At 72.3% G+C, this 22,157-nt stretch carries 28 protein-coding genes; 8 read left to right on the forward strand and 20 right to left on the reverse strand.

The window, feature by feature from the left end; all coding sequences use genetic code 11:
- Positions 1 to 270: 270 nt before the first annotated feature.
- Together ACE3Q8_RS15980 and ACE3Q8_RS15985 are read right to left on the reverse strand one after the other, a co-directional pair.
- The gene (locus ACE3Q8_RS15980; RefSeq protein WP_374471285.1) at positions 271 to 561 is read right to left on the reverse strand and encodes a hypothetical protein; all 291 of its coding nucleotides are present in this window, start codon (positions 559 to 561) and stop codon (positions 271 to 273) included.
- Between the two features lie 101 nt (positions 562 to 662).
- A complete protein-coding gene (locus tag ACE3Q8_RS15985) occupies positions 663 to 1,358 on the reverse strand; it encodes a TerB family tellurite resistance protein (protein WP_374471286.1) in 696 nt (231 codons plus the stop codon).
- 62 nt (positions 1,359 to 1,420) lie between these two features.
- On the opposite strand from ACE3Q8_RS15985, the gene ACE3Q8_RS15990 reads away from it, so the two are divergent.
- A complete protein-coding gene (locus ACE3Q8_RS15990; RefSeq protein WP_374471287.1) occupies positions 1,421 to 5,026 on the forward strand; it encodes a hydantoinase B/oxoprolinase family protein in 3,606 nt (1,201 codons plus the stop codon).
- Positions 5,027 to 5,047: 21 nt separating this feature from the next.
- Positions 5,048 to 5,623: a hypothetical protein gene (locus tag ACE3Q8_RS15995; RefSeq protein ID WP_374471288.1), complete on the forward strand. Its 576-nt coding sequence runs from the start codon at positions 5,048 to 5,050 to the stop codon at positions 5,621 to 5,623.
- A 6-nt stretch (positions 5,624 to 5,629) separates the two neighbouring features.
- Here ACE3Q8_RS15995 and ACE3Q8_RS16000 read toward each other — a convergent pair whose 3' ends face one another.
- Positions 5,630 to 6,463, reverse strand: coding sequence for an MBL fold metallo-hydrolase (locus ACE3Q8_RS16000; RefSeq protein WP_374471289.1), 834 nt, complete (start codon positions 6,461 to 6,463; stop codon positions 5,630 to 5,632).
- Positions 6,464 to 6,563: 100 nt separating this feature from the next.
- On the opposite strand from ACE3Q8_RS16000, the gene ACE3Q8_RS16005 reads away from it, so the two are divergent.
- Entirely contained in the window at positions 6,564 to 6,839 is a 276-nt protein-coding gene (locus tag ACE3Q8_RS16005) for a DUF1294 domain-containing protein (RefSeq protein ID WP_374471290.1), read from the forward strand.
- On the opposite strand, the gene ACE3Q8_RS16010 is transcribed toward ACE3Q8_RS16005, so the two are convergent.
- From ACE3Q8_RS16010 to ACE3Q8_RS16030, 5 genes are all read right to left on the reverse strand, one after another.
- Positions 6,824 to 7,984 (reverse strand): pyridoxal phosphate-dependent aminotransferase, encoded by a 1,161-nt coding sequence (locus ACE3Q8_RS16010; RefSeq protein ID WP_374471291.1) that lies wholly within the window; start codon positions 7,982 to 7,984, stop codon positions 6,824 to 6,826. The two genes, ACE3Q8_RS16005 and ACE3Q8_RS16010, sit on opposite strands and share 16 nt — an antisense overlap.
- Before the next feature lie 8 nt (positions 7,985 to 7,992).
- Positions 7,993 to 9,270, reverse strand: coding sequence for a dicarboxylate/amino acid:cation symporter (locus ACE3Q8_RS16015; protein WP_374471292.1), 1,278 nt, complete (start codon positions 9,268 to 9,270; stop codon positions 7,993 to 7,995).
- A gap of 138 nt (positions 9,271 to 9,408) precedes the next feature.
- Positions 9,409 to 10,584 carry a zinc-dependent alcohol dehydrogenase gene (locus tag ACE3Q8_RS16020; protein WP_374471293.1) on the reverse strand — a complete coding sequence of 392 codons (1,176 nt, stop codon included), beginning with the start codon at positions 10,582 to 10,584 and terminating at the stop codon, positions 9,409 to 9,411.
- 12 nt (positions 10,585 to 10,596) lie between these two features.
- Positions 10,597 to 11,133, reverse strand: a complete 537-nt coding sequence (locus tag ACE3Q8_RS16025; protein WP_374471294.1) for a hypothetical protein — start codon at positions 11,131 to 11,133, stop codon at positions 10,597 to 10,599.
- 87 nt (positions 11,134 to 11,220) lie between these two features.
- Complete coding sequence (locus ACE3Q8_RS16030; protein WP_374471295.1) at positions 11,221 to 11,919, reverse strand: Crp/Fnr family transcriptional regulator; 699 nt, start codon at positions 11,917 to 11,919, stop codon at positions 11,221 to 11,223.
- Positions 11,920 to 12,285: 366 nt separating this feature from the next.
- On the opposite strand from ACE3Q8_RS16030, the gene ACE3Q8_RS16035 reads away from it, so the two are divergent.
- Together ACE3Q8_RS16035 and ACE3Q8_RS16040 are read left to right on the forward strand one after the other, a co-directional pair.
- The gene (locus ACE3Q8_RS16035; RefSeq protein ID WP_374471296.1) at positions 12,286 to 12,492 is read left to right on the forward strand and encodes a hypothetical protein; all 207 of its coding nucleotides are present in this window, start codon (positions 12,286 to 12,288) and stop codon (positions 12,490 to 12,492) included.
- Between the two features lie 65 nt (positions 12,493 to 12,557).
- The gene (locus ACE3Q8_RS16040; protein ID WP_374471297.1) at positions 12,558 to 12,842 is read left to right on the forward strand and encodes a hypothetical protein; all 285 of its coding nucleotides are present in this window, start codon (positions 12,558 to 12,560) and stop codon (positions 12,840 to 12,842) included.
- 19 nt (positions 12,843 to 12,861) lie between these two features.
- Here the strand turns inward: ACE3Q8_RS16040 and ACE3Q8_RS16045 are convergent, their stop codons facing one another.
- The 5 genes from ACE3Q8_RS16045 to ACE3Q8_RS16065 form a co-directional block, all read right to left on the reverse strand.
- The gene (locus tag ACE3Q8_RS16045) at positions 12,862 to 13,059 is read right to left on the reverse strand and encodes a hypothetical protein (RefSeq protein WP_374471298.1); all 198 of its coding nucleotides are present in this window, start codon (positions 13,057 to 13,059) and stop codon (positions 12,862 to 12,864) included.
- 158 nt (positions 13,060 to 13,217) lie between these two features.
- Positions 13,218 to 13,403 (reverse strand): hypothetical protein, encoded by a 186-nt coding sequence (locus ACE3Q8_RS16050; RefSeq protein ID WP_374471299.1) that lies wholly within the window; start codon positions 13,401 to 13,403, stop codon positions 13,218 to 13,220.
- Positions 13,404 to 13,498: 95 nt separating this feature from the next.
- A complete protein-coding gene (locus ACE3Q8_RS16055; protein ID WP_374471300.1) occupies positions 13,499 to 14,302 on the reverse strand; it encodes a peptidylprolyl isomerase in 804 nt (267 codons plus the stop codon).
- Positions 14,303 to 14,416: 114 nt separating this feature from the next.
- Entirely contained in the window at positions 14,417 to 15,058 is a 642-nt protein-coding gene (locus ACE3Q8_RS16060; RefSeq protein ID WP_374471301.1) for a beta/gamma crystallin family protein, read from the reverse strand.
- Between the two features lie 103 nt (positions 15,059 to 15,161).
- Positions 15,162 to 15,782, reverse strand: a complete 621-nt coding sequence (locus tag ACE3Q8_RS16065) for a hypothetical protein (protein ID WP_374471302.1) — start codon at positions 15,780 to 15,782, stop codon at positions 15,162 to 15,164.
- A 180-nt stretch (positions 15,783 to 15,962) separates the two neighbouring features.
- Here ACE3Q8_RS16065 and ACE3Q8_RS16070 point away from each other — a divergent pair, with 180 nt between their 5' ends.
- Entirely contained in the window at positions 15,963 to 16,661 is a 699-nt protein-coding gene (locus ACE3Q8_RS16070; protein WP_374471303.1) for a pirin family protein, read from the forward strand.
- A gap of 50 nt (positions 16,662 to 16,711) precedes the next feature.
- Here the strand turns inward: ACE3Q8_RS16070 and ACE3Q8_RS16075 are convergent, their stop codons facing one another.
- Together ACE3Q8_RS16075 and ACE3Q8_RS16080 are read right to left on the reverse strand one after the other, a co-directional pair.
- The gene (locus ACE3Q8_RS16075; RefSeq protein WP_374471304.1) at positions 16,712 to 16,921 is read right to left on the reverse strand and encodes a hypothetical protein; all 210 of its coding nucleotides are present in this window, start codon (positions 16,919 to 16,921) and stop codon (positions 16,712 to 16,714) included.
- Between the two features lie 123 nt (positions 16,922 to 17,044).
- A complete protein-coding gene (locus ACE3Q8_RS16080; protein WP_374471305.1) occupies positions 17,045 to 17,284 on the reverse strand; it encodes a DUF3297 family protein in 240 nt (79 codons plus the stop codon).
- 149 nt (positions 17,285 to 17,433) lie between these two features.
- Between ACE3Q8_RS16080 and ACE3Q8_RS16085 the strand changes: the two genes are divergently transcribed.
- The gene (locus ACE3Q8_RS16085; RefSeq protein WP_374471306.1) at positions 17,434 to 17,796 is read left to right on the forward strand and encodes a response regulator transcription factor; all 363 of its coding nucleotides are present in this window, start codon (positions 17,434 to 17,436) and stop codon (positions 17,794 to 17,796) included.
- 110 nt (positions 17,797 to 17,906) lie between these two features.
- On the opposite strand, the gene ACE3Q8_RS16090 is transcribed toward ACE3Q8_RS16085, so the two are convergent.
- The 5 genes from ACE3Q8_RS16090 to ACE3Q8_RS16110 form a co-directional block, all read right to left on the reverse strand.
- A complete protein-coding gene (locus tag ACE3Q8_RS16090; protein ID WP_374471307.1) occupies positions 17,907 to 18,233 on the reverse strand; it encodes a UrcA family protein in 327 nt (108 codons plus the stop codon).
- Between the two features lie 155 nt (positions 18,234 to 18,388).
- Entirely contained in the window at positions 18,389 to 18,967 is a 579-nt protein-coding gene (locus ACE3Q8_RS16095; protein WP_374471308.1) for a peptidase S14, read from the reverse strand.
- A gap of 70 nt (positions 18,968 to 19,037) precedes the next feature.
- Entirely contained in the window at positions 19,038 to 19,217 is a 180-nt protein-coding gene (locus ACE3Q8_RS16100) for a hypothetical protein (protein ID WP_374471309.1), read from the reverse strand.
- Between the two features lie 63 nt (positions 19,218 to 19,280).
- The gene (locus ACE3Q8_RS16105) at positions 19,281 to 20,366 is read right to left on the reverse strand and encodes an NADH:flavin oxidoreductase (protein WP_374471310.1); all 1,086 of its coding nucleotides are present in this window, start codon (positions 20,364 to 20,366) and stop codon (positions 19,281 to 19,283) included.
- A gap of 87 nt (positions 20,367 to 20,453) precedes the next feature.
- Positions 20,454 to 21,212: a class I SAM-dependent methyltransferase gene (locus tag ACE3Q8_RS16110; protein WP_374471311.1), complete on the reverse strand. Its 759-nt coding sequence runs from the start codon at positions 21,210 to 21,212 to the stop codon at positions 20,454 to 20,456.
- A 159-nt stretch (positions 21,213 to 21,371) separates the two neighbouring features.
- On the opposite strand from ACE3Q8_RS16110, the gene ACE3Q8_RS16115 reads away from it, so the two are divergent.
- Positions 21,372 to 22,154 (forward strand): hypothetical protein, encoded by a 783-nt coding sequence (locus tag ACE3Q8_RS16115; RefSeq protein ID WP_374471312.1) that lies wholly within the window; start codon positions 21,372 to 21,374, stop codon positions 22,152 to 22,154.
- Positions 22,155 to 22,157 lie beyond the last annotated feature (3 nt).

Consider the following 22,157-nt stretch of genomic DNA (forward strand, 5'->3'; position numbering starts at 1 on the left):
CAGCGACAGGCCGGCCAGCTCGGCGAGGATCCGGCTGTGGCGGTCGTCGGCGCTGACGGCTGCGTCGCTCATGAGAACAAAACGAGAACACAAGCGGAGCCGAAAGTCAAGCAGATCGAGCTGCGCAGGGAACGCCGCGGGCCGGCGGCGGGCGCGGGGTTTATGGGTCCCGGTGTTCGCGTGCCGCGAAACCGGCATGACGGAGGGGGTGGTCTTCGCGTACCGCGAACCTGGGGTGACAGGCGTGGGGGTGGGCGGAGGCGGCGGGCGCTAGGCCCGTTCGTTCCAGCCGTAGGCGACCCAGTGGTGGCCGCCGAGATGGCGGGCCTCGATCACGCCGTCGGCGCGGTACCGGGCGCGGGCGGTGCGCCGCGCGCGCATGGCGAGGCCGGCGAAGGCCAGCAGCGCCGACGCCATGATGGCGATCACCGCCACGGTGGCGGCGAAGAACACCGCGAGCACCGCGCCGACCACGAGCGCGGCGGCCGTGGCGAGCGTGCCGCCCACCATCGCCAGGCTGCGCAGTGCGGATCCGTGCCGTGCGGCGAACGCTTTCACCATGGCTTCCTCTCGGCCCTCGGGGCGAAGGCTTGAACCAATTATGTCGGCCCGGCGGTTCCCGCCGTCAACATTCGATGATCGTTAACAGGCCAAATTGGGCATCATGCCGCCCCTTCGAAGGCGAACGCTCGGCGTTCGCGCATGATCGCATCGAAGGCGGCGTTGATCGCCGCGGCCTTGGCCTCGGCGACCTCAATGAATTCGGTGGGCAGGCCGCGGCCGCGCGCCCGGTCGGGGTGAGCCTCGGAGAGCTGCGCCTTCCAGGCCGTCCGCACCTGCTCGTCGCTGGCGTCGTGCGCCACGCCCAGCACCTCGTAGGGGTCATCCTTCTCCGCGCCCAGATGCACCGCCCGGATCCGGCGGAAGGTGAGCGGGCTCTGGCCGAACAGCTCGGACACGCGCTCGAGGTAGGCGAGCTCGTCGGCCGTCACCGCGCCGTCGGAGGTGGCCACGTAGAACAGGCCATCCAGCACGTCCTCGAGGATCTGCGGACAGTGGCGATAGCGCTTGGCGAGCCGGCGGGCGTAACTCTCAAAGCCCCGGGTGGTCTGCCGGGCGAGCTGGTAGAGCCGCCGGACGTTGCCCTGGCTCCCATCCTCCGGCTGGAAGACGTTGGCGAAGGCGTCGTATTCGTCCGCGTGCGCATCCCCGTCGGCCTTGGCCAGCTTGGCGCCCAGCGCCGTCACCGCCGTGGAGAAGGCCGGGTCCTCGCCGGGAAGACCGGGCGGGCATTCGGCGCATTCCGCCTCATCGAGGTTACGGACCGCCAGCCCTGCGATTTTGCGCCAGAAGCTCATCGGAGTAAGCCCAAGCCTTAAGAGTATGGCGTCGCCATGACAATCGTTCGGAGAATGAAGTTTTGGACAGGCGCTGGAGTTTCTCCATCGATCGCGGCGGTACGTTCACGGACGTGATCGGAAAGCGGGCGGACGGCGCCGAGGCGTCGCTCAAGCTGCTCTCCGCCTCGCCGGCCTACCCGGACGCCGCCGTCGAGGGCATGCGCCGCCTGCTGGAGGTCGCCCCCAACGCGCCCTTCCCCGCCGAGCGTGTGGCGGCCATCAAGATGGGCACCACCGTCGCCACCAACGCGCTGCTGGAGCGCGCCGGGGCGAAGACGCTGTTCGTCACCACCAAGGGCTTCGCCGACGCGCTGGCGATCGGCGACCAGGCCCGCCCCGACCTCTTCGCGCTTACCATCCGCCGGCCCGAGCCGCTCTACGCGGGCGTCGTGGAAGCCGACGAGCGCCGCGGCGCGGACGGCGTGGCGGTCCGCCCGCTGGACCGCGAGGCGCTGGCGGCGAAACTCCGCGCGGCCGTGGCGGAGGGCTACGAGTCGGTCGCCATCGCCTTCCTTCACGCGGACCTCGATCCCGCCCATGAGGTCGCCGCCGGCGAGCTCGCGCGGGAGGCCGGCTTCGGCTTCGTGGCGCTCAGCCACGAGGTCTCGCCCCTGCCGCGCTTCGTGCCGCGCGCCGAGACCACGGTCGCCGACGCCTACCTGACGCCGATCCTGCAGGCCTATGTCCGCCGGGTGGCCGAGGCGGTGGCGGGAGCGCCGCTCTACTTCATGACCTCGGCCGGCGGCCTGGTCCGCGCCGAGGCGTTCCGCGGCCGCGACGCCGTGCTGTCCGGTCCCGCCGGCGGCGTGGTCGGGGTCGCCCGCACCGCCCGGCAGGCCGGCCGCGAGGCGGTGCTGGGCTTCGACATGGGCGGCACCTCCACCGATGTCTGCCGCTTCGCCGGCCGGCTGGAGCGGCGCGACACCGCCCGCGTGGCCGGCGCGCGCCTGAGGACGCCCATGCTCGACGTGGAGACGGTGGCGGCCGGCGGCGGCTCGGTGCTGACCTTCGACGGCATGCGGGCCAGGGCCGGCCCGGCCAGCGCCGGCGCGGTTCCCGGCCCGGCCTGCTACGGCCGCGGCGGCCCCGCGGCCGTGACCGATGCGAACCTGGTGCTGGGCCGGCTGGATCCGCGGTTCTTCCCGAGCGTGTTCGGGCCCCTGGGGGACCGGCCGCTCGATCCCCAGGCCGCCCGCGCCCGCCTCGCCGAGCTCGCGCAGGCCATGGGCGCCGACAGCGTCGAGTCGGCGGCCGAGGGCTTCGTCGCCGTCGCCGTCGAACAGATGGCCCAGGCCGTGCGCCGCATCTCCACGGAGCGCGGCTTCGACCCGCGCGAGCATGCGCTCACCGCCTTCGGCGGCGCGGCCGGGCAGGTGGCCTGCCAGACGGCCGAGGCGCTCGGCGTCACGGAGGTCCTCTGCCCGAAGTACGGCTCGGTGCTGTCCGCCTGGGGGATCGGCGAGGCCGAGGTCACGGCGCTGCGCCAGGCGGGCCTCGAACAGCCGCTCACCGACGAGGGGCTCGCGAACGCCGTCCGCCTGCTGGACGAGGTGGCGGCCGAGGCCCGCGCCGCGCTCCTCGACCAGGGCGCGGCGGCCGGTGACCTCCGCCGCACGCTCCGCCTGCGCTACGACGGCGCGGACGCCGAGCTGCCGGTCGAAGCCGCCGACCTCGCCGCGGCGAAGGCGCAGTTCGAAGAGGGCCACCACCGCCTGTTCGGCTTCACCGAGCCGGCGCGCACCATCCTGATCGCCGCCGTGGAGGCGGAGGCGGTCAGCGCCACCGCCGCCCTGGCCGGCCAGAGCGCGGAGCCGAGCCCCCTCGCCGCCTCGACCGGCCCGGGGGTGGATCGCGGCGCTGACCTGGACGAGCGGGTCAGGCTGTACGCCCAAGGCGCCTGGCATGACGCCCCCGTCGTCGCGGCCGGCGCGCTCACCACGATCGCAGGGCCGGCCCTGGTCGTGCGCGCCGACACCCAAATCGCGGTCCTGCCCGGCTGGCGCGCGGAGGCCGGCGCGCACGGGCTGATCCGGCTCGTCCGCACCGCGGCGGCGGCCGCGCAGGCGATCGCCCTCGACCGTCCGGACCCGGTCACCCTCGAGCTGTTCAACCGCCGCTTCATGGGCGTGGCCGAGGCCATGGGCGCGGCCCTGGAGCGCACGGCGCATTCGGTGAACATCAAGGAGCGGCTGGACTTCTCCTGCGCGCTGTTCGACGTCGACGGCGGCCTGGTGGCCAACGCCCCGCACATGCCGGTCCACCTGGGCTCCATGGGGGCGAGCGTGCGGGCGGTGCGCGACCGTCATGCCGACCTGAGGCCCGGCGACGCCTTCGCTCTGAACAACCCCTACGCCGGCGGCACCCACCTGCCCGACATCACCGTCGTCATGCCGGTGTTCATGGCCGAAAGCGACGCCAAGCCCGCCTTCTACGTCGCCGCGCGGGGACACCACGCCGACGTCGGGGGCGTGCAGCCGGGCTCGATGCCGCCGTTCTCCACGACCATCGAGGAGGAGGGCGTGCTGCTCGACGCCCTTCCCATCATGCGCGGGGGCCGGTTCCTGGAGGCCGAGACCCGCGCGGCGCTCGCCGCCGGCCGCTGGCCGGCCCGCGCGCCCGAGCGCAACCTTGCCGACCTGAAGGCCCAGATCGCCGCCTGCCAGGCGGGCGGCGCGGCGGTGGCCCAGATGATCCGCACCCACGGCGCGGACGCGGTGGCGCGCTACATGGGCTTCGTGCAGCAGAACGCCGCCCAGGCGGTGCGCCGGGCGCTCGGCCGCCTCTCCGACGGCGAGGCTCGGGTCCCGATGGACGGCGGCGGCGAGATCGTGGTGCGCACCACGGTGGATCCCCAGGCCGGCGAGGCGACGCTCGACTTCACCGCCTCTGCCGACCAGCTCCCCTCCAACTTCAACGCGCCCTCGGCCATCGTCGACGCCGCGGCGCTCTACGTCTTCCGCACGCTGGTGGACGACGACATCCCGCTGAACGCAGGCTGCCTCCAGCCGCTGAGGATCCTCACCCGTGACGGCTCGATGCTGGACCCGCACCCGCCCGCCGCGGTGGTCGCCGGCAACGTCGAGACCAGCCAGCACGTCGTCGACGCGCTCTACGCCGCGCTCGGCGTCATGGCCAACGCCCAGGGCTCGATGAACAACTTCACCTTCGGCGACGAGGCCCGCCAGTACTACGAGACGATCTGCGGCGGCGCGGGCGCCACGGCCGACGCCGACGGGACCAGCGCCGTGCACACCCACATGACCAATTCGCGGCTGACCGATCCGGAGATCCTGGAACGCCGCTTCCCGGTGCGCGTGGAGCGGTTCGCGATCCGCGCGGGCTCCGGCGGCGCGGGGCTGAGGCGCGGCGGCGACGGGGCGATCCGGCGCATCCGCTTCCTCGCGCCCATGGAGGCCGCGCTGCTGTCGTCGCGGCGGGACCACGCGCCCCAGGGCCTCGCCGGCGGCGCCCCCGCCCTGCCCGGCCGGCAGCGTTTGATCGAAGCCGCGGGGACCGTTAGAGAACTTCCCGGCTGCTTCTCCGTTACAGTGAAGCCAGGGGACGCCATCGAGATCGAGACCGCGGGGGGCGGAGGGTTCGGTCGCGCGGCGCCCGAAAATCGCTGAATTCAGGATGTGACTGACGGTATGACCGCGCTTGCTCTCGCCCTCGCGCTTTTCGCGCAGGACCCCGCCGCCGCCACGGTGACCACCGCCGCCGCCGCCGCCCCGGCCGAGGCGCCGGCCAACCACCCGACCGGCGCGCCGAAGGAGGACTATCCCTTCGTCGCCTGGTGCTACGGCGCGCTGCGCGGCTACCTCGACCTGCATGACCAGGTGATCCCGGAGGTCCGGCGGATCGAGACCGCCTTCCGGCCGCCGGGCCGCAGCCTAGCCGAGGACATGAAGGTCTACGCCGACCAGCAGGCCTACGGCCGCAAGAAGCTCGTGGAGTTCCAGGCCGCGCTCACCGCCGCCGAGAAGGCCAGCGTGCGGCCGATCAACCAGCAGGGCGCCGTGGCCGTCCGCCAGGGCCGGTCGATCTGGAGCGCCGGTCCCGAGACCGACAAGCGCACGGTCGCCCAGATGTGGATGAGCTGGGCCCTGCCGGCCAAGTGCGAGACCGTCGCCAGCTCGCTGGAGCAGCGCGCCAAGCTCATGGGCGCCACCTTCAAGGTCAACGCCCTGGAGGACGAGGCGCCGGCCGAGGCCACGCCGCAGTAGTCGCCCCTACAGCGCCCGCCCGGCGCGCGCCGCCTCGTACTCCACCACGTCGTGGGCGCAGATCATGGTGACCCGCGCGTCGCGGTCCAGGGACAGGTCGCGCAGCCGGGCCTGGTTCTCCAGCCGGGCGGCGCGGTCCACCTCCATCATGTTCTGGTAGAGCCGGAGACCGGGCGTGCACCTGCGCTCGGGCCGGCGGACCTCGTCGCGGTAGAAGTAGGCGTCGCCCGCGTGCAGCAGCCAGCCGTCGCCGGTGTCCACCGCGACGCCCGCATGGCCCCAGGTGTGCCCCTTCAGCGGCACCATCAGGATCTCGGGCGGCAAGCCCTCGAGCTGGCGCACCGACTGGAAGCCGAACCAGCCCTCGCCGTCCGGCTGGTAGCGGCGCCAGTTCCGCACCTCGTCGAGCTGCATGGGGCGGTAGCGGTTTCTCGGCACGAAGCCGCGGCGGCGCTGCACCGCCTCCAGCTCGGCCGCCATCACGTGCACCGTGGCGTCGGGGAAGTCCTCCAGCCCGCCGGCGTGGTCGAAGTCCAGGTGGGTCAGCACGATGTGCCGCACGTCGCGGGGGGAGTAGCCCAGCGCCTCCACCTGGCGCAGCGCCGTCTCCTCCTCGCGCAGGCGGATGTTCAACAGGGCCGCGAAGGGCCGGCTGAGCCGCGGGAAGGGGTCGCGCACGTCGCGCATCCCGTAGCCGGTGTCCACCAGCACCAGGCCCTGGCTGGTCTCGATCAGCAGGCAGTGGCACACGAGGTGGCCCAGCGGCCCGGCGCTCCGCCCGTCGAACAGGCCGCCGCCGAACGGGCAGTCGGTGCCGCAGTTGATGTGATGGATCCTCATCCCGTCCTCCGGCCAGCCTAACCGCAGGGCTCAGGGCGCGTTCCGGAGGCCGTCATTTGAGGGCCGTGCGGACCCACGCGCGGAGGGCTAAGACCCCGACATGTGGTCCGCCGTCGTCGCCTACCTCCTCGCCGTGAACGCGCTGACCTTCGCAGCCTTCGGGCTGGACAAGCACCGCGCCCGCGCCGACCTGCGCCGGATCCCGGAGCGCACCCTGCTGGGACTGGCGGCGCTCGGCGGCTCGCCGGGCGCGCTCCTCGCCCGGCCGGTGTTCCGCCACAAGACCCGGAAGGAGCCGTTCGGCGGCTGGCTGCGGCTGATCGTGTGGGCGCAGTGCGTCGCGGTGGGCGGCCTCGGCCTCTACCGCTGCATGTAGGCCGCGAGCCGGGCCAGGCCCTCGGCGTTCTTCTCCGGCCGGGCGGCGAAGCACCAGCGCAGCCAGCCCTCGCCCTCCGACCCGAACGCCACGCCGGGCGCGAGGCCCAGCCGCGCCTGGTCGATCAGATCGCGGGCGAGTTGGACGGAGTCGGCGCAGCCCGCGATGCGGAAGAAGGCGTACATGCCGCCTTCGGGCTCGGGCGCCTCGATCCCGGGAATGGCCCGCAGGCCGGTCAGCACCTGATCGCGGGCCGCGGCGAGCTCGGCGCGCAGCTCGGCCACGTGCGGCTCGCCCTGTTCCAGCGCCACCACGGCGGCCGCCTGCACGAAGTCCGGGGCGCAGGAGGTGTTGTACTCCAGGAGCACGCCCACCGCCTCGGTGAGCGCCGGCGGCACGACCATCCAGCCGAGCCGCCACCCAGTCATCCGCCAGGCCTTGGAGAAGGAGTTGGTGCTGATCACCCGGTCGCCGTCCTCGGCAAGCTCGAGGAACGAGGCGGCCCTCTCGCGGGCGAAGGTCAGCCGCTCGTAGACGTCGTCGGCCACCAGCCAGATGCCGTAGCGCCGGCAGCGTTCCAGGATCGCGGCGCGGTCCTGCGCCGGCAGGGTCCAGCCGGTCGGGTTGTTCGGCGAGTTGAGGAACAGCGCCCGCGTGTCGGGCGTCAGCGCGTCCATCAGCCGGTCGAGGTCGAGGCGCCAGCGCCCCTGCGCCGGCTCGACGGCGAGGGTCTCCACCTGGCCAGACAGGATGCGCGGGATCTCCGCCACGTTCGGCCAGACGGGCCCGGTCACCACCACCCGCTCGCCGGGCGAGACCACGGCCTGGGCGGCGACCATCAGGGCGCTCACCCCGGAGGAGGTGATCGCCAGCCGCTCGGCCCCGATCGGCCGGCCGTGCAGCCCGGTCAGGTAGGCGGAGAGCGCGTCGCGCAGCTCGGCCCGGCCGAGGTTGTGGGTGTAGTAGGTCCGCCCGGCCAGCAGGGCGTCGGCCGCCGCCCGCCGGATCGGCTCAGGCGTCGGCAGGTCGCCCTCGCCGAACCAGAACGGCAGCACGTCGGCGCGGCCCATGGCGGCGTTCGCCACCTCGCGGATCTTCGAGCTTCGGAGAGCCTGGACTTCGGGACGCGCGACGGGCGGGAACATGGCGGGAGCTATCCCAGCGCCGGCCTGGTCTCGGCGTCCACGTCCGGGTCCGGCTCGTGGTCCTTGGCGAGGATGGCGGTGACGGCCATGTCGCCGGTGACGTTGCCGAGGGTGCGGAAGATGTCCGGGATCACCTCCACGGCGATCAGGATCGGCAGCAGCTCCAGCGGCAGGCCCAGCGCCAGGCAGATCGGGCCGGTGGACATGAAGAAAGAGACCTGGCCGGGCAGGCCCACCGAGGCGACGCTCATGGCCACCGCGATGATCACCGCCGCCAGCCACTGCATCGGCTGCGGCTCGACGCCGTAGACGTTGGCCACGAAGATCGCCACGCCGATGTTGGCCACGGCGCTGGTCAGCTTGAACACCGACACCGCCAGCGGCAGGACCAGGCCGGTCACCCGGTCGGGCACCTTCAGGGCGTCGCGGCTCTGCTCGATCATGGCGGGCAGGCAGGCGATGGACGACTGGGTGGCGAAGGCGGTCACCTGCACCGGCGCGAGCGCCCGGGCGTAGGTCCAGAACGGCACCCGGGCCACCACCACCGCGACCACGTAGGCGAAGACGGTGATGCCGATCTGCGCCAGCACCACGGCGACGATGTAGTGGCCGATGATCCCCGCGGCGCCGACGCCGGCCCGCAGCCCGACGCCGAGGCCGAGCGCGAACACCCCGATGGGCGCGGCCCACAGGACCCAGCGGACGATCTCCACCATCGCGCCGGAGATGCTGTCGAAGAACTCGGTCAGCGCCACCCGCCGGGGCTCGGGCAGGCGCGTCACGGCGAAGGCGAAGAAGCCGGCGAACACCACCAGCGGGAGGATCGAGTCCTCGGCCGCGGCCTTCACCGGGTTGGTGGGGGCGAGCGACTTCACGAAGGCGCCGAAGCTCGGCGAGGCGGCCACCTCCGGCGGCGGCGGCGGCGCGCCGGCGGTGAGCGCCGCGGCCCCCGTCTCGCTGACCGGGAACAGGGCGTAGAAGCCGTAGCCGAAGGCGATGGTCCAGGCGCAGCCCACGAGGACGAAGAACAGGAACCAGGCCAGCGCCTTCATGGCGAGCCGGCCGGTGGCCGCCGCGTCGGCGACGCTGGCGATGCCCACCACCAGCACCGAGAAGAGCAGCGGCACCACCGTCATCCGCAGGCCGTTGAGCCACAGCGTGCCGATGGACTCCACGCCCTCGACCACGCCGCGCAGGCCCTCGCCGCCGAACGCCGCCGCCGCCGCCCCCAGCCCCAGGCCCGCCACGAGCGCGATCAGCACCCGCACGCTCAGCGATTTCAGCATGTGAAGAGGTCCCCCAGCCAAGCCCGCCAACCTAGAGCGGGCGGGCGGGGCGCGCCAGCGGGACGCCGTCCGGCCCCGCCCAAAGAAAAGCCCTCCCCCTGGGCGGGGGAGGGCGAATACGGAGGTTGCGCTGCAGCCCTAGGGCTTCAGCACCACCTTGATGCAGCGGTCCTGCTTGTCCCGGAAGATCTTGTAGAGGTCCGGGCCCTTGCCGAGCGGCGCCACGTGGGTGACCACGAAGGTGGGGTCGATCTCCCCCTCGTCGATCCGCCGCAGCAGGTCGTCGGCATACTTGCGCACATGGGTCTGGCCGGTGCGCAGGGTCAGGCCCTTGTTCATCAGGGCGCCCATGGGAATCGAGTTGCTCATCCCGCCATAGACGCCCGGCACCGACACCCGGCCCGCCGCCTTGCAGGCCATGATCGCCTCGCGCAGCGCCACCGGCCGCTCGGTCTCGAGCTTGAAGGCGGTCTGCACCCGGTCGACCAGCTCCAGCACCGCGGTCGGCCCGTGGGCCTCGATGCCGACCGCGTCCACCACCACGTCGGGGCCGTGGCCGTCGGTCATCTCCTTCAGGGTCTGGATGACGTTGACGCCCTTGCGGTCGAGGGTCTCGGCGCCCAGGCTCGCGGCCATCTCGAGCCGCTCCGGCACGTCGTCGATGGCGATGATGCGCTTTGCGCCCAGCACCTTGGCCGACATGACCGCCATCTGGCCGACAGGGCCAAGACCCCAGATGGCCACCGTGTCCTCAGGGCCGACGCCCACCTGCTCCACGGCCTGCCAGCCGGTGGGCAGGATGTCGGACAGGAACAGGTACTTCTCGTCCTCGCCGGCCTTGGGCACCTTGATGCAGGTGGTCGCCGCATACGGCACGCGCAGGTACTCGGCCTGGCCGCCGGCGTACCCGCCGGTGATGTGCGAGTAGCCGAACAGCCCCGCCGTGGTGTCGCCGAAGAAGGTCTTGGCGAGGTCCGCGTTGCGGTTGGTCGTCTGGCAGACGGAGAAGTTGCCCTTCAGGCACTGCTCGCACTCGCCGCACGTCATCTGGAACGGGACCACCACCCGGTCGCCGACGTTCAGGCCGCGGGCGCGGGCCTCGGGTCCCACCTCCACCACCTCGCCCATGGGCTCGTGGCCCAGGACGTCGCCGACGCACATGGTCGGCACGAAGCCGTTCATCAGGTGCAGGTCCGAGCCGCAGATGCAGGTGGACGTGATCTTGATGATCGCATCCTTCGGATCCTCGATGATCGGATCGGGGACTTCCTCGCAGCGCAGGTCCTTCTTGCCCTGCCAGCAGATCGCTTTCATCGACGGCTCTCCCTAGTCGCAGGTGCGTTTGACGGTGCTCATGCGCACCGCGGTGAACAGGTCGAGCGCCGTGACGGCGAGCACGAAGCCCAGCGCGGCCTTGGCCGTCCCGCTCTTCGGGTTCTGGGGCTTGCTGAGCGAGGTCAGCACCGCGATGTCGAAGATGTCGCCGGCCACCCGGCCCCACAGCATCCCGGACTTGGTCGGGTCGCTCATCAGAGTGACGCCGCTGACCATCTCGCGCGCGCCGAACAGCGCCTGCACGGTGGGGGTGGAGGCCTGGATGCCCAGGGTCTTCTTCACCGAGTTCGGGAACAGCGTGCCCCAGATGCCAAGGCCCACGGCGGTCTGGCCGATCATGAAGGACAGTTGCGGCGAGATCGCCGGCCTGGCCCGCACGCGATCGGCGAACAGGCTCGCGCGGTGCTGGCCGAGGGGCAGGTTCATCCTGGGCGGGGTGCCGAAGCTCCTGGGCTCCGCCAGCCGCGCGTCGTTGCCGGGGGAGCCCCGGCCGGTCTCCCTGGCGCTGTAGGTCTCAGCTACGGTCATGCGAGTGGCTCCGTCATTCCCCGACGCCCCGCAAAGCCGTTACCCCCGAAGGTTGTTCCGGCGGCCGGGTCAATTTCCGGGAGCCGCTCAGCTTCGGGGTTTGAGCATGGCCTCGACGCCGTTGCGGATCGCCGCGTAGCACTCGCAGGAGGTGCGCTCGAGGCCGGGCCGGTCGCACACCGTGACCTTGCCCCGCGTGTAGGAGATGAGGCCGCGGGCCTGCAGTTCGGAGGCGATGGCGGTCACCGTCGTGCGCTGCACGCCCAGCATGATCGACATGTGCTCCTGGGTCAGCGGCAGCAGGTCGGACTCCAGCCGATCCTGGGTCATCAGCAGCCAGCGGGCCAGCCGCTGCTCCGCGGCGTGCAGGCTGTTGCAGGCGGTCGACTGGGCCGACTGGACGATCGTCGCCTGGGCGTGCTGGACGATGCAGCGGACGAGTTCGGGCCGGGACCTCGCGGCGTCGCGCAGCCGTTCCAGCGGGATCCGCCACGCGCGTCCGCCCACCTGGACGATCATCCGCTCGTACGAGACCGGGGAGCCGAGCGCGTGCAGCAGGCCGTAGCCGCTCTCCCGCCCGATCGTCCGGCTCTCCACCTGGGAGCCGTCGCGCATCACGGTGACGATCGACAGGATGCAGTCGATCGGCAGGTAGACGTCGGCGACGGTCTGACCCGCCTCCTCGAGCACGTCGTTCCGGCTCAGCCGCGCCTCGGCCAGGTGCGGGCGCAGCACGGCGATCTCCGCCTCAGCCAGCGAATCCAGGAAGTGGTTGTCCCAAGCCATCGCAGCCGTAACGCAGATTGGCCGGCTTGGCTTCACCGCCCGGTGGAACACGCACGCGGGTCAAAAGTTGTCGGCCTGGATTTTTGACAGCATCGGCTGAATGTCAGTGAGCGAAGCGTATTCCGAACCGATGGGCGTGACCGCCGTCGACGGGGAGGTGGTGGTGCTCGGCCCAGACGGGGTCGCGGTGTCCCTCACGCCCGACGCCGCCGACGAGTCCGCGCGGCGACTGACCCGATGCGCGGATGAGGCGCGCAACGGGTCACCGGCACAATCCCGCGACGAAATAGCTTAGCGGCCTATGTCGGAAGTTGAGCAGACGGCCCGCGCCGCAGCGCGTATCCCCGATCGCGACGGGGAGAAAACGTGGGCGAGATCCTGCTCTATGCGCTCAACGAGGCGGGTGAGACCGCCTTCGCCGAGCAGCTTCGCGAGGCCGACCGGCATCGCCTGCGGACGCTCGCACGCGAGCGGCTGAAACAGTACCCGGCCGTCGAGGTCTGGGATGGCCCGATGTGCGTGCTGCGCCTGCGCCGCGCCGCCGAGGCGGTGGCGGCCGACGACGCAACCTAGGTTAAACTCGGCCGGATCGATCCGGCGGCTTGAGCGTTCTCCTGGCTCACCCAGAAGGAGAGCCGATGGCGCACGCCCGCAAGCAGCTACCTGTGATCCCCGGCGAGGGCGAACTTCGCTACCGCGGTTTCCGCGGCCAGGTGGAGTATCAGATCCAGGGCGAACCCTCGTCGCTCCGGTTCGGCCCCGCGCGCCTGCGCGGCGCGCTGACCGCGAGCCCGGAGATCGCCGAGGACGCGTTCCGCCAGGGCGAGGGCCAGCTCGTGCTGGAGAACGGCTCCGTCTACCGGATCACCATGCTCGGACACACGGCCGGCAGCGGCACCGCCTACTTCGAAATGCGGATCTGAGCGTCCGGCGGAGGGCGGCCTAGGCCGCCGCCGCCGTCCTCGCGGGCAGGGTGAGCAGCAGGACGTCCTCCTGCCAAAGCTCGGCGCGCACGCCGTCGGGGCGCTGGGCGAGGATGGCGGCGGCCCGTTCGGCCGCCTGGCTGGCGCTCATGTCGGGCAGGACTTCGAAGTGCGGTACGCCGCCCGAGGTCCGGTGGACGTAGCAGAGATAAAGCATGTGGGACTCCCTTCGTCTGGCGGGAGTGCGTCCCCTCTACGCGGGATCGTGGCTCTCGGCCGCCGGCTCCAGGACTGATGGCAGGCGGTCCGGGCATAGTGCGCCCCGGTCCTGTTTTCGCCTAAGCCTTTCTGGCCCAGCCCTCAAATGACGTGGGCTCAGGCAGGCCCCGAGGGGGGCCGGTAGCGCATCGACAGCGCCACGCCCGCGTCGCCCACCTCGGCCTCGCGCAGAAGACGGGCCACCTCGTCCAACGCCAGGCCCTGTCGCTCGAAGCGGCCGACCTCGACGCCCTGCTGGGCCACCACCCATGCGTCCGCCTGCTCGATCACTTCGAACTTCATACTCGTTCCCCAGGGTACTGGAGCCGAGCCTTAGGCGCGCGAGGTTAACACAACGGCGGCGAGTGGCCGGACAACCCTGAGACGGGTTGTCGCAGTCAGCGGGTCGGGCGGACCGGGACTTCCACGTCGCAGACGCTGAAGTCCGCCCCCTTCGCCGCTCGCGTCCGAGCCGCCAGGGCGGCGAACGCCGGGCCGGCCGTGTCCATCACCTCCAGCCCCGGCCGCTCTGCGGCCGGCAGGTCGGCCGCCACCCGCACCCTGACCATCCGATCGGGGGCCGCCGGCGGCTCGCCCACCGCCATGGCGCGGACCACGTCCAGCCCCTGCACCACCCGGCCCCAGACCGTGTAGTCGCGGTCCAGGCGCCGGGCAGGATCGCGCATGAAGAAGATCTCGCTGTTGGCGCTGCCGGGATCCGCCTGCCGGCCCATGCCGACCACGCCCGCGCAGTAGGCGCCCCAGGCGCGCAGCGTGCCGTCGGCGGCCCGCGCGGCCTCCTTCTCAGAGACCGCGGCGAACGGCGTCGCGCCCACGAAACCCTCCTGGCCGTCGCTGCGGCGCGCGACCATCGCCCGGCTCTGGCCCTTCGGCAGCCTGAAGGTGAACTCGGGCGGCAGGTCCGGGTGGGACGAGGTCCCGCCGTCCTTGTTGTTGGGGTTGCCGGTCTGGTCGACGAAGCCGTCGATCACCCGGTGGAACAGCAGGCCGTCGTACACGCCCTCCCGCGCCAGCCGCTTCACCCGGGCCACGGCCTGAGGCGCGAACTCGGGCCGCATCTCCACCACGATCCGCCCCTTGGAGGTCTCCACCACCAGGGTGTTCTCCGGATCCGGCCCCCGCCAGTCGCCCGGCCCCTGGGCGGCGAGCGCGACGGTCGCCGCGGCCAGCACGTTCAGCATCCCATCCCCTTCCCTGCTCGGGCGAAGAAGGGTCCCGCGGCGACGCCGCGAGACCCCTCGTCCGGTCCGCGTCCCGGGCCAACTTCTCCCGCGGAGGGAGACGAAGACAAGCCGCTAGCGCTTCTCGCAGAGCACGTCGCGCAGGATCGGCGAGCGCCCGACCATCTCGCCGTCAGGGCCGAGCGCCCGGGGCGCACGCTGGCTGGAGTCGTAGTAGACCGCAGAGCCCAGCCCCTGCCGCCGGCAGAACGTGTTGGCCCCGTTCGAGCCGGCGGCGAGATCGATCCCGCGCACGGTCGGCCGGGCGAAGAACACCGTGGTCTCGCCCTCGACGCCGCGGCTGTCCGGCCGCCCGCCGCCAGGGCCCCAACCGCCGCCGCCGCCGCCCCAGCCGCCGCCCGGCCCAGGCCCCGGGCCGCCGCGGCCGATCGGTTGCAGCGAGGTGATCCGCTCGGCCAGGCCCATGACGTTGAGGTCGGGCACGTCGCCGGTCAGCTCCACGCAGCGGCCCTCGTAGCCGGAGTGTTCGCACAGCCGCCAGCGGCCCTCCAGCCGGAGCGAGTGCGCCCGGTCGTTGAAGCCGTAGTTCGACAGGTTCGAGACATCGCCGCTGATGGTGACGCTGCGGCCGCCGAACTCCGGCCGCTCGTACAGGGTCGCGCTCGGCCCGCGGCCGCCGCGCGGCTGCGCCTCCGCCGCGCCGGCCAGGGCCGTCGCCGCCAGGGCGGCCAGGATCAGCTTCGTCTTGGTGGTCATGGTTCAGCTCCTCAAGCCTGACCTCAGGAATGGCCAAGCTTGCCTGAACCGCACGTGAAGCGGATGACGGGGCGCGGTTCAGCCGCCGCGCCCCGTCGCCGCGTCACCGGGGCTGGGTGGTGGTCTCCGTCGTGCCGGTGGAGTTGGCCGAGACGCCGGCCGCCCCGCTGGTGGCCGTGCCGGCCGCCGGGGTCGAGCTGCCCGTGGCCGCCGTGGAGCCGCCCTGGGCGCCGCCGCCCACCGAACCGCCGGCCGCCATCTGCTGCTGCACCACCTGGGCCAGCTCCTGCGGCGCGCTGGTCGCCTTGCACTGGGCCTGGCCGCCGGTGGAGACCGCCAGCACGTTCACCGACACGCCGCAGACGTTGGCCGCCAGTTGCACCGGCAGTTGGATGTTGATCGGCACGTTGGCCCGGTCGATCTGCAGGCGCACGGACAGGTCGTTCAGCACATCCTGCAGGTTGACGTTGACGAGGCTCGGGATGCCGCTGGTGCTGGTCGGGACGCCGCCGGCGCTGGTGCTGGTGTTCGCGCTGGTCCCGGTGCTGGCGCCGGCCGTGGTGGAGCCGCTGGAGCCGGACGTGGAGCCGCCGGCCGCCGGGGCCGATGCGGTGGTCGTGCCGGTCCCCGCCGCCGCGCTCGGGCCGTTGCTCCCGTCGGTGGCGCAGGCGACCATGGGCAGGGCCAGTCCGGCGATGGCGAGCGCTCTCATCTTGTCGATCATCGATCCCTCCAATTTCCCCCGAGCGCTGCAACGTGGGCAGGCGAAACCGGTTCTGAGCGATCGGTATCTTCTCCAATCCGGCAGCAATCTTATCCAATCCCGCAACTTTACCACTCGGACCGGAATACTATCTTCACCGTCGAGCGCGGCGCCGAGGGGGCGCCGCAGGAGGACACGATCATGATCGAGCGCAGACCGTTCGACCGTCTCGGCGGCGCCGACCACGGCTGGCTGAAGGCCCGCCACCACTTCTCCTTCGCGAGCTACTACGACCCGAAGAACATGGGCTGGGGCCCGATCCGCGTCTGGAACGACGACGAGATCGCCCCGCAGTCCGGCTTCCCGCCGCACCCGCACGCCGACATGGAGATCATCACCTACGTCCGTGACGGGGCGATCACCCACCAGGACAGCCTGGGCAACAAGGGCCGCACCGAGGCGGGCGACGTGCAGGTGATGAGCGCCGGCTCGGGCATCCGCCACGCCGAGTACAACCTCGAGCCCGACACCACCCGGATCTTCCAGATCTGGATCGAGCCCAAGGCCCGCGGCGGCGCGCCCACCTGGGGCGCCAAGCCCTTCCCCAAGGGCGACCGCGCCGGGAAGTTCGTCACCCTCGCCTCGGGGATTCCCGGCGACGAGGACGCCCTGCCGATCCGCACCGACGCCCGCGTGGCCGGCGCGACCCTGAAGGCGGGCGAGACGACTGAATATGCCCTGGGTTCGGGGCGGCACGCCTATCTGGTGCCCGCCGCCGGCGCGGTGGAAGTGAACGGCGTGCGGCTCGACGCCCGCGACGGCGCCGCCATCCGCGACGAGCCCGTCCTGCGCGTCACGGCCCTCGAAGACGCCGAGGTCGTGCTGGTCGACGCGGGCTAGCGCCGCCCTCCCCTCTCCCCTGCACGTCCTGGCGGGGGAGAGGAACGGCGCTACTGCAGGGTCGGCGGCTCCACCACCGCTTCGTCCCACTCGCCGGGGATCTCCTGGATCAGCACGTGGCGCGGCTCGTCGTCCACGTGGGCGTAGGCCCCCGCCGCCTCCAGCGCCTCCGCCTGGGTGGCGAAGTCGCCGAGCTCGCCCTCCTCGTCGTCGGTGAGCACCCACCGGCCGCGTCGCGCGACCACCGTCAGATCGAACATCATTCCCGTCCCGCCCAGATGACGGAGTTATTCCATCCTCTCGCGCAGGTTGCGCGGTGTCGTCCGGTCGCAGCCGGTGCGGCAGGGCGCCGCAGGCGAGGGTCGGGTCCGCAGGTCGGGCGCTCAGCCCTCGCGGAAGTAGGGCTCCACGGGGCCGTTGAGCTTGACGGTGAGCTGCTTGCCGCGCCGGTCCTTGGAGTTGCCGACCGCCAGACGCACCCAGCCCTCGGACACGCAGTACTCGTCCACGTTGGTCTTCTCCTCGCCCTTGAAGCGCACGCCCACGTTCCGGGCGAGCACCTCGGCGTCGTAGTAGGGGCTGTCGGGATCGGTGGAGAGGCGGTCGGGAGGCGTATCGGTCATGGTCCCCGCCTCGCATGGGCCGGGCCGGCGATCAAGCACGGCTCGGCCGCGGGCGGCCCCGCCGCTCGCGAAAAGTTCAACGCGCGCACGTGGACCGCCCCGCCTGTGTCGGGTAGGCGACGCCACCTTGTTCAGCTGTGGTTGAGTTCATGGGGCAGGTGCTCCTCGTCGAGGACGACACCGAGATCCGCGAGTTGATCCGTGACGCTCTCGCCGGGCGGGGCTTCCGCGCGCGCGCCGTCGGCACCGATGAGGAGGCCTATGGCCTGCTCGAGGCCCATGCCCGGGAGCTCGCCCTGCTCGTCACCGACATCGACCTCGGCCCCGGCACCACCGGCTTCGACGTCGCCCGCCGCGCGCGCCAGCTCAATCCCGGCCTGAAGGTGATCTACATCACCGGCCACGCCGCGCGGGTCGACCGGTTCGGGGTGGAGGGCGCCGAGATGTTCCCAAAGCCCTTCGCGCCGGACGCCCTCGCCGCGCGGGTCGCCGAGATCCTGGCCCGGCCCTGACCCCAACGAAAAGCCCCTCCCGCGGGGGCGAGAGGGGCTTCGGAGGCGAGCGGGCCCGGCCAGGCCCGGGGAGAGAGGCCCCGCTCGCCGCGCGCGGCGGCCGGGGCGGGCTACCGCGCGGCGTAGGTGGTGGCGCGGGCGACCTGCGCCTGCTGCACGGCCGGCAGCTTGTCTTGGATCTCCTGGCGGACCGCCGCGCGGCAGGCCGCCACGTCGCCGACGGGACGGGCGCCCAGGCCGTTGGCGGCGCAGTAGGCGTTCGCCGCCTTTTCGGCCCGGGCCTCGAAGGTGGCCAGGCCCTGGGCGCTGTTCAGGTCGAGGTCGGCGACCTTGACCGCCACCGGGGCGGCGGCGGCGGCCGTGGAGATGGCGGCGAACGGCAGGGCCGCGAGGGCCAGGGTGGCGACGCCGGCGATGCGGGAAGCGAAGTTGGTCATGGTCAATCCCTCTGAATTTCGGTGTCGGCGTTTGCTCGCCGGCGATGAGGAATGGATACTGACCTGCTTGCTGTAAGTCCCGTGAATAGGGCGTAATGACTTCGATTTAAGAATATTACGCAGAGTTCATCTTGAATATTACAATAGATTAATCTTCAGACGACGCCGCCGATCAGGCCGAGCTGCAGCGCCTCGTCGGCGGCCACGTACCAGTTGGTCTGGGCCCGCTCCCTGAGCTCGTCCATGCTCACCCGGCTGCCGTCGATCAGCTCCTCGAAGCCCTCGCGCTCCAGGTCCAGGCCCACATCGATCTCATTGAGCAGCGCCTCCACCCGCTTGCGCGCCTGGGCGAGCGGCTCCTGGAAGTCGAGGGTCTTGGCGAGGCTGCGGCAGTGGATCAGCAGGGAGGCGCCGCGGGCCAGCCAGCGGTCCTCCCGCGGGAAGGCGGCCATGATGGTGACGCCGGCCGAGTAGACCACCGCCTTGCCGAAGAACAGCGGGCGGCGGCCGGTGTGCTGGCGGAACAGCCGGATGTCGGTGGCGATGCGCCGGCCCACGTCGGCGTCGCCGCCGAAGGTGGTGAGCTCGAGCACGATGGGGTCCGGGCCGCCCTCGGCCCTGGCGAACTCGTCCTTGAACTGCCGCAGCATCTCGTCGCCCACCTGCCCGTCCAGGCGGATCTGCGGCTTGAACAGGGCCTCGGGCGGGGCGGTCGTGCGGGCGATCTGGTTCATGCCCGCCCTAACGCGCGAACGGGCGATCCGCGCCCCCTCCCCGCCCTCGGGCGCGGAGGGGGCTGGAGGCTCAGCGCTGCGAGCCGCCGGCGCCGCCGCCCTGCTGCTGGCGCTGGTCGTCGTCGCGGCTCATGCCGCCGCCCGACGCGCCCTTGGTCTCACTGTCGCGCTTCTCGTGGTTGGTGCGGTTACCGCCCTTGCGCTGCGCGTTCTGCTGCTGGCGGCGCATGTCGTCCTGCTGCTGGGCCATGGGAAGTCCTCCTGTCGGCTTGCGACGGGAAAACCCCAAGGACTCCAGCGCAGTTTCTTCGCCTCAGGCGGCCGCGACGAAGCCCGGCCAATTGCGCATGTACTCGACGAAGGACGGCGACAGGCCCTCGGCCTCCAGGTGCGCCGGCGAGACGGGCCGCGCCACCGGCTCGAAGCCCGCGTCCTTGCGCGCCCGCTCGGGGAAGTCGTGGTGCAGGATCGCCGCGCGGCCGATCACGGCGAAGTCGTAGCCGCCGGACAGCAGCCCCGCGGCCTCGGCCGGCGTCATGATCTTGCCCGCCGCGCCGAGCCTCACCTGGCCACGGTCGAGCTCGGCGAAGTAGCTGGCCAGGGTGCGGCCCTTGAACGCCTCCTCCACCGGCTCCTTGGCCACGTCCCACAGGCTCATGTCGAGGTAGTCGATCCGCCCCTGGCGCAGCACCTCCTGCGCCACCTCGCGGATCTCGGCCAGCTTCAGTCCGAAGCGCTCGGGCGAGAGCCTGAGGCCGAGCTGGAAGTCGGCCCGCGTGCGGCCACGGATGGCGTCGATGATCTCGAACAGCAGCCGCGCGCGGTTCTCCACGCCGCCGCCCCAGCGGTCGTCGCGCCGGTTCAGCTCGGGCGAGAGGAACTGGGCGATGACGTAGCCGTGCGCCCCGTGGATCTCCACGCCGTCGAAGCCCGCCGTCTGCGCCCGCACGGCGGCGGCGGCGAAGGACTCCACCAGCCCCTCCACCTCGTCGCCGGTCATCGCGCGCGCTCCGGTCTCCGGATCGTCGGACGGGCAGAGCGGCTGGCCCACCAGGTCCTTGGGGCTGCGGTTCCCGGCGTGGTGGAGCTGCACGGACGAGACGCTGCCCTGCCGCCGGATCTCGGCCGCGAGCCGGGCGAGGCCGGGGATGTGGTCGTCGGCGAAGATCCCGAGCTGGCCCGGGAAGCCCTGGCCGCGCGCGTCCACGTGGGCCGCGCAGGTCATGGTCAGGCCGAAGCCGCCCTGCGCCCGCATGGTGAGCCAGCGGAACTCCTCGTCCGACAGCAGCCCGTTCGGGTGGCTCTGCTGGTTGGTCAGCGGGGCCAGCATGAAGCGGTTCTTCCACTGCGGCCCGTGCTGGAAGGCGATCGGCTGGAACAGGTCCTGGACGCTCGACATGCTGGCTTGGCTCCCCTCGGCGTTGCGCGCCAGCAGGTAGACGCCAACCCGCCGGCCCGCAACGGCGCCGCAGGGTCAGCCGGCGGATCAGCGCGGCTTGCGGAACTTCATCACGAACTGGTCGGTCTTGCCGCGGATCTTCGGGTCAAAGACGTTCACCGTCCGGTCGTCGGCGGCGTCGCGCAGCAGCGGGATCTCGCCCTCGTAGCGGAAGCCCGCGGCCTCCACCTCGCGCCGCACGATCGCCGGGTCGATCCGGTGCAGGCTCATGGCCACCTCCAGCGGCGCCCCGGCCACGGCGGAGTGGTCGGCGATCAGATAGACCCCGCCGGGCTTCAGCGACTTGAACACCTCGGCGTTCACCGTCTGGGCCGTGTCCTTCGGGAACGGGGTGAGGTGGAAGTCGTGGTAGTTCTGGACGGTGAACACCAGGTCCAGCCCGTCCGGCAGGTCCAGCGCGGCGAAGGTCGTCTCCAGCGGCGTGACGTTGGCCCGCTCGCCGGCCACCTTCTTGAGGTTCTCACCGTAGCTCGCCTGGAATCGGACGAACTCGGTGGGCTGGTAGGCGTAGACCCGGCCGTTCGGCCCCACCGCCGCCGACAGAAGGCGGGTGAAGTAGCCGCCGCCCATCACCAGGTCGGCCACCTTCTGCCCGGGCTTCACCTCGGCGAAGGCGAGCATCTCGGCGGGCTTGCGGGCCGCGTCGCGGGCGACGTCGGCGGCCGGACGGCCCGTATCGGCCAGCGCCGCCGTCACGTGCGCCGGAGCCGGCTGGGCCGCGGCCGCGCCGGCGGCGCTCAGCGCCACGGCGGCCAGGATGGAGAGTCCTCGATTGCGCGCAGTCATCGGCGCCTCCCTGTTGTCTGGCGGCGAGCCTAGCACCGCACAGCGGCGCTTGCAGGCCTGCTTGCGACGGTTGGTCGCTTCCGCCCCGCGCGGCGCGCCATCGGCGGCGCCTGGTTGCTCGGCTATGCTTCCTCCCGCGTGTCGGCGAGGAGTTCTTTCGTGATCAGGATCTTGCCCACAGCCGCAGCCGCAACCGCAGCGGTCTTGGCCGGCTCCGCGCTGGCCGCGCCGCCCACGCCCCTCCCGTCGATCGCCTGGGTGATCAGCCCGGCGGACGGCGGCTGTCGCACCGACCTCGAGCTGACCGGCCGCTCGGGCGCTGTCTCGCCGGTGCAGCTCGTCTCCGACGGCGAGCGGCTCACCCTGCGCTTCGCCCGCGACAGCCTGCCCGAGCAGGCCTTCCTGGCGCTGCGCATCGACCAGAAGCGCTATTCCAACCTGATGACCCGCACCGCCGACCCGGCGGTGGGCGAGATCGCCATCAGCCCGGAGACCGAGGCCGCGCTCCGCAAAGGGTCGACGCTCGACATCGCCTGGCTGGGCCTCGAGCCGGTCGGCGCCTCGCTCGCCGGTTCGGAACAGGGCGTGACCGACCTGCGGGTCTGCGGCGCACAGGCCGCCGCCCGCCATCGCGCGCAGAAGGAGGTCCAGGCCGCCGAGCAGCGCCGCGCCGCCGAGGAGAGCCATCGCAAGGCCCTCGCGGACGCCGAGCTGCAGGCTGCCCGCGCCCAGGCCGCCGCCGCCGAGGCCGAGGCCCGCCGCCTCGCCGACGAGGCCGAGGAGCGCCGCGCCCTGGAGGACGCCCGTCGCCAGCAGGCCGCCTACGCCGCCCAGCGCCAGGCCTTCGAGGAGGCCGAACAGCGCCGCCGCGCCTGGGAATACGAGGAGCCCGGCTATTACCGCCCCGCCCCGCCCCCGCCCTACGGCTGGCGGCGGTACTAGGCC

The sequence above is a fragment of the Phenylobacterium sp. genome, from assembly GCF_041913825.1.
Classification (GTDB): domain Bacteria; phylum Pseudomonadota; class Alphaproteobacteria; order Caulobacterales; family Caulobacteraceae; genus Phenylobacterium.

Bases quoted from the DNA above. Each gene is read 5' to 3' on its own strand.
- ACE3Q8_RS16055 (WP_374471300.1), bottom strand. From the start codon at position 14,302: ATGCTGAACGTGCTGGCCGCGGCGACCGTCGCGCTCGCCGCCCAGGGG.
- ACE3Q8_RS16000 (WP_374471289.1), bottom strand. From the start codon at position 6,463: ATGAGGATCCATCACATCAACTGCGGCACCGACTGCCCGTTCGGCGGC.
- ACE3Q8_RS16090 (WP_374471307.1), bottom strand. From the start codon at position 18,233: ATGACCAACTTCGCTTCCCGCATCGCCGGCGTCGCCACCCTGGCCCTC.
- ACE3Q8_RS16060 (WP_374471301.1), bottom strand. From the start codon at position 15,058: ATGACCACCAAGACGAAGCTGATCCTGGCCGCCCTGGCGGCGACGGCC.
- ACE3Q8_RS16095 (WP_374471308.1), bottom strand. From the start codon at position 18,967: ATGAACCAGATCGCCCGCACGACCGCCCCGCCCGAGGCCCTGTTCAAG.
- ACE3Q8_RS16040 (WP_374471297.1), top strand. From the start codon at position 12,558: ATGGCGCACGCCCGCAAGCAGCTACCTGTGATCCCCGGCGAGGGCGAA.
- ACE3Q8_RS16065 (WP_374471302.1), bottom strand. From the start codon at position 15,782: ATGATCGACAAGATGAGAGCGCTCGCCATCGCCGGACTGGCCCTGCCC.
- ACE3Q8_RS16110 (WP_374471311.1), bottom strand. From the start codon at position 21,212: ATGACTGCGCGCAATCGAGGACTCTCCATCCTGGCCGCCGTGGCGCTG.
- ACE3Q8_RS16045 (WP_374471298.1), bottom strand. From the start codon at position 13,059: ATGCTTTATCTCTGCTACGTCCACCGGACCTCGGGCGGCGTACCGCAC.
- ACE3Q8_RS16085 (WP_374471306.1), top strand. From the start codon at position 17,434: ATGGGGCAGGTGCTCCTCGTCGAGGACGACACCGAGATCCGCGAGTTG.
- ACE3Q8_RS16075 (WP_374471304.1), bottom strand. From the start codon at position 16,921: ATGTTCGATCTGACGGTGGTCGCGCGACGCGGCCGGTGGGTGCTCACC.
- ACE3Q8_RS16050 (WP_374471299.1), bottom strand. From the start codon at position 13,403: ATGAAGTTCGAAGTGATCGAGCAGGCGGACGCATGGGTGGTGGCCCAG.
- ACE3Q8_RS16015 (WP_374471292.1), bottom strand. From the start codon at position 9,270: ATGCTGAAATCGCTGAGCGTGCGGGTGCTGATCGCGCTCGTGGCGGGC.
- ACE3Q8_RS16025 (WP_374471294.1), bottom strand. From the start codon at position 11,133: ATGACCGTAGCTGAGACCTACAGCGCCAGGGAGACCGGCCGGGGCTCC.
- ACE3Q8_RS16100 (WP_374471309.1), bottom strand. From the start codon at position 19,217: ATGGCCCAGCAGCAGGACGACATGCGCCGCCAGCAGCAGAACGCGCAG.
- ACE3Q8_RS16005 (WP_374471290.1), top strand. From the start codon at position 6,564: ATGTGGTCCGCCGTCGTCGCCTACCTCCTCGCCGTGAACGCGCTGACC.
- ACE3Q8_RS16070 (WP_374471303.1), top strand. From the start codon at position 15,963: ATGATCGAGCGCAGACCGTTCGACCGTCTCGGCGGCGCCGACCACGGC.
- ACE3Q8_RS15985 (WP_374471286.1), bottom strand. From the start codon at position 1,358: ATGAGCTTCTGGCGCAAAATCGCAGGGCTGGCGGTCCGTAACCTCGAT.
- ACE3Q8_RS16105 (WP_374471310.1), bottom strand. From the start codon at position 20,366: ATGTCGAGCGTCCAGGACCTGTTCCAGCCGATCGCCTTCCAGCACGGG.
- ACE3Q8_RS16010 (WP_374471291.1), bottom strand. From the start codon at position 7,984: ATGTTCCCGCCCGTCGCGCGTCCCGAAGTCCAGGCTCTCCGAAGCTCG.
- ACE3Q8_RS16030 (WP_374471295.1), bottom strand. From the start codon at position 11,919: ATGGCTTGGGACAACCACTTCCTGGATTCGCTGGCTGAGGCGGAGATC.
- ACE3Q8_RS15995 (WP_374471288.1), top strand. From the start codon at position 5,048: ATGACCGCGCTTGCTCTCGCCCTCGCGCTTTTCGCGCAGGACCCCGCC.
- ACE3Q8_RS16020 (WP_374471293.1), bottom strand. From the start codon at position 10,584: ATGAAAGCGATCTGCTGGCAGGGCAAGAAGGACCTGCGCTGCGAGGAA.
- ACE3Q8_RS16080 (WP_374471305.1), bottom strand. From the start codon at position 17,284: ATGACCGATACGCCTCCCGACCGCCTCTCCACCGATCCCGACAGCCCC.
- ACE3Q8_RS15980 (WP_374471285.1), bottom strand. From the start codon at position 561: ATGGTGAAAGCGTTCGCCGCACGGCACGGATCCGCACTGCGCAGCCTG.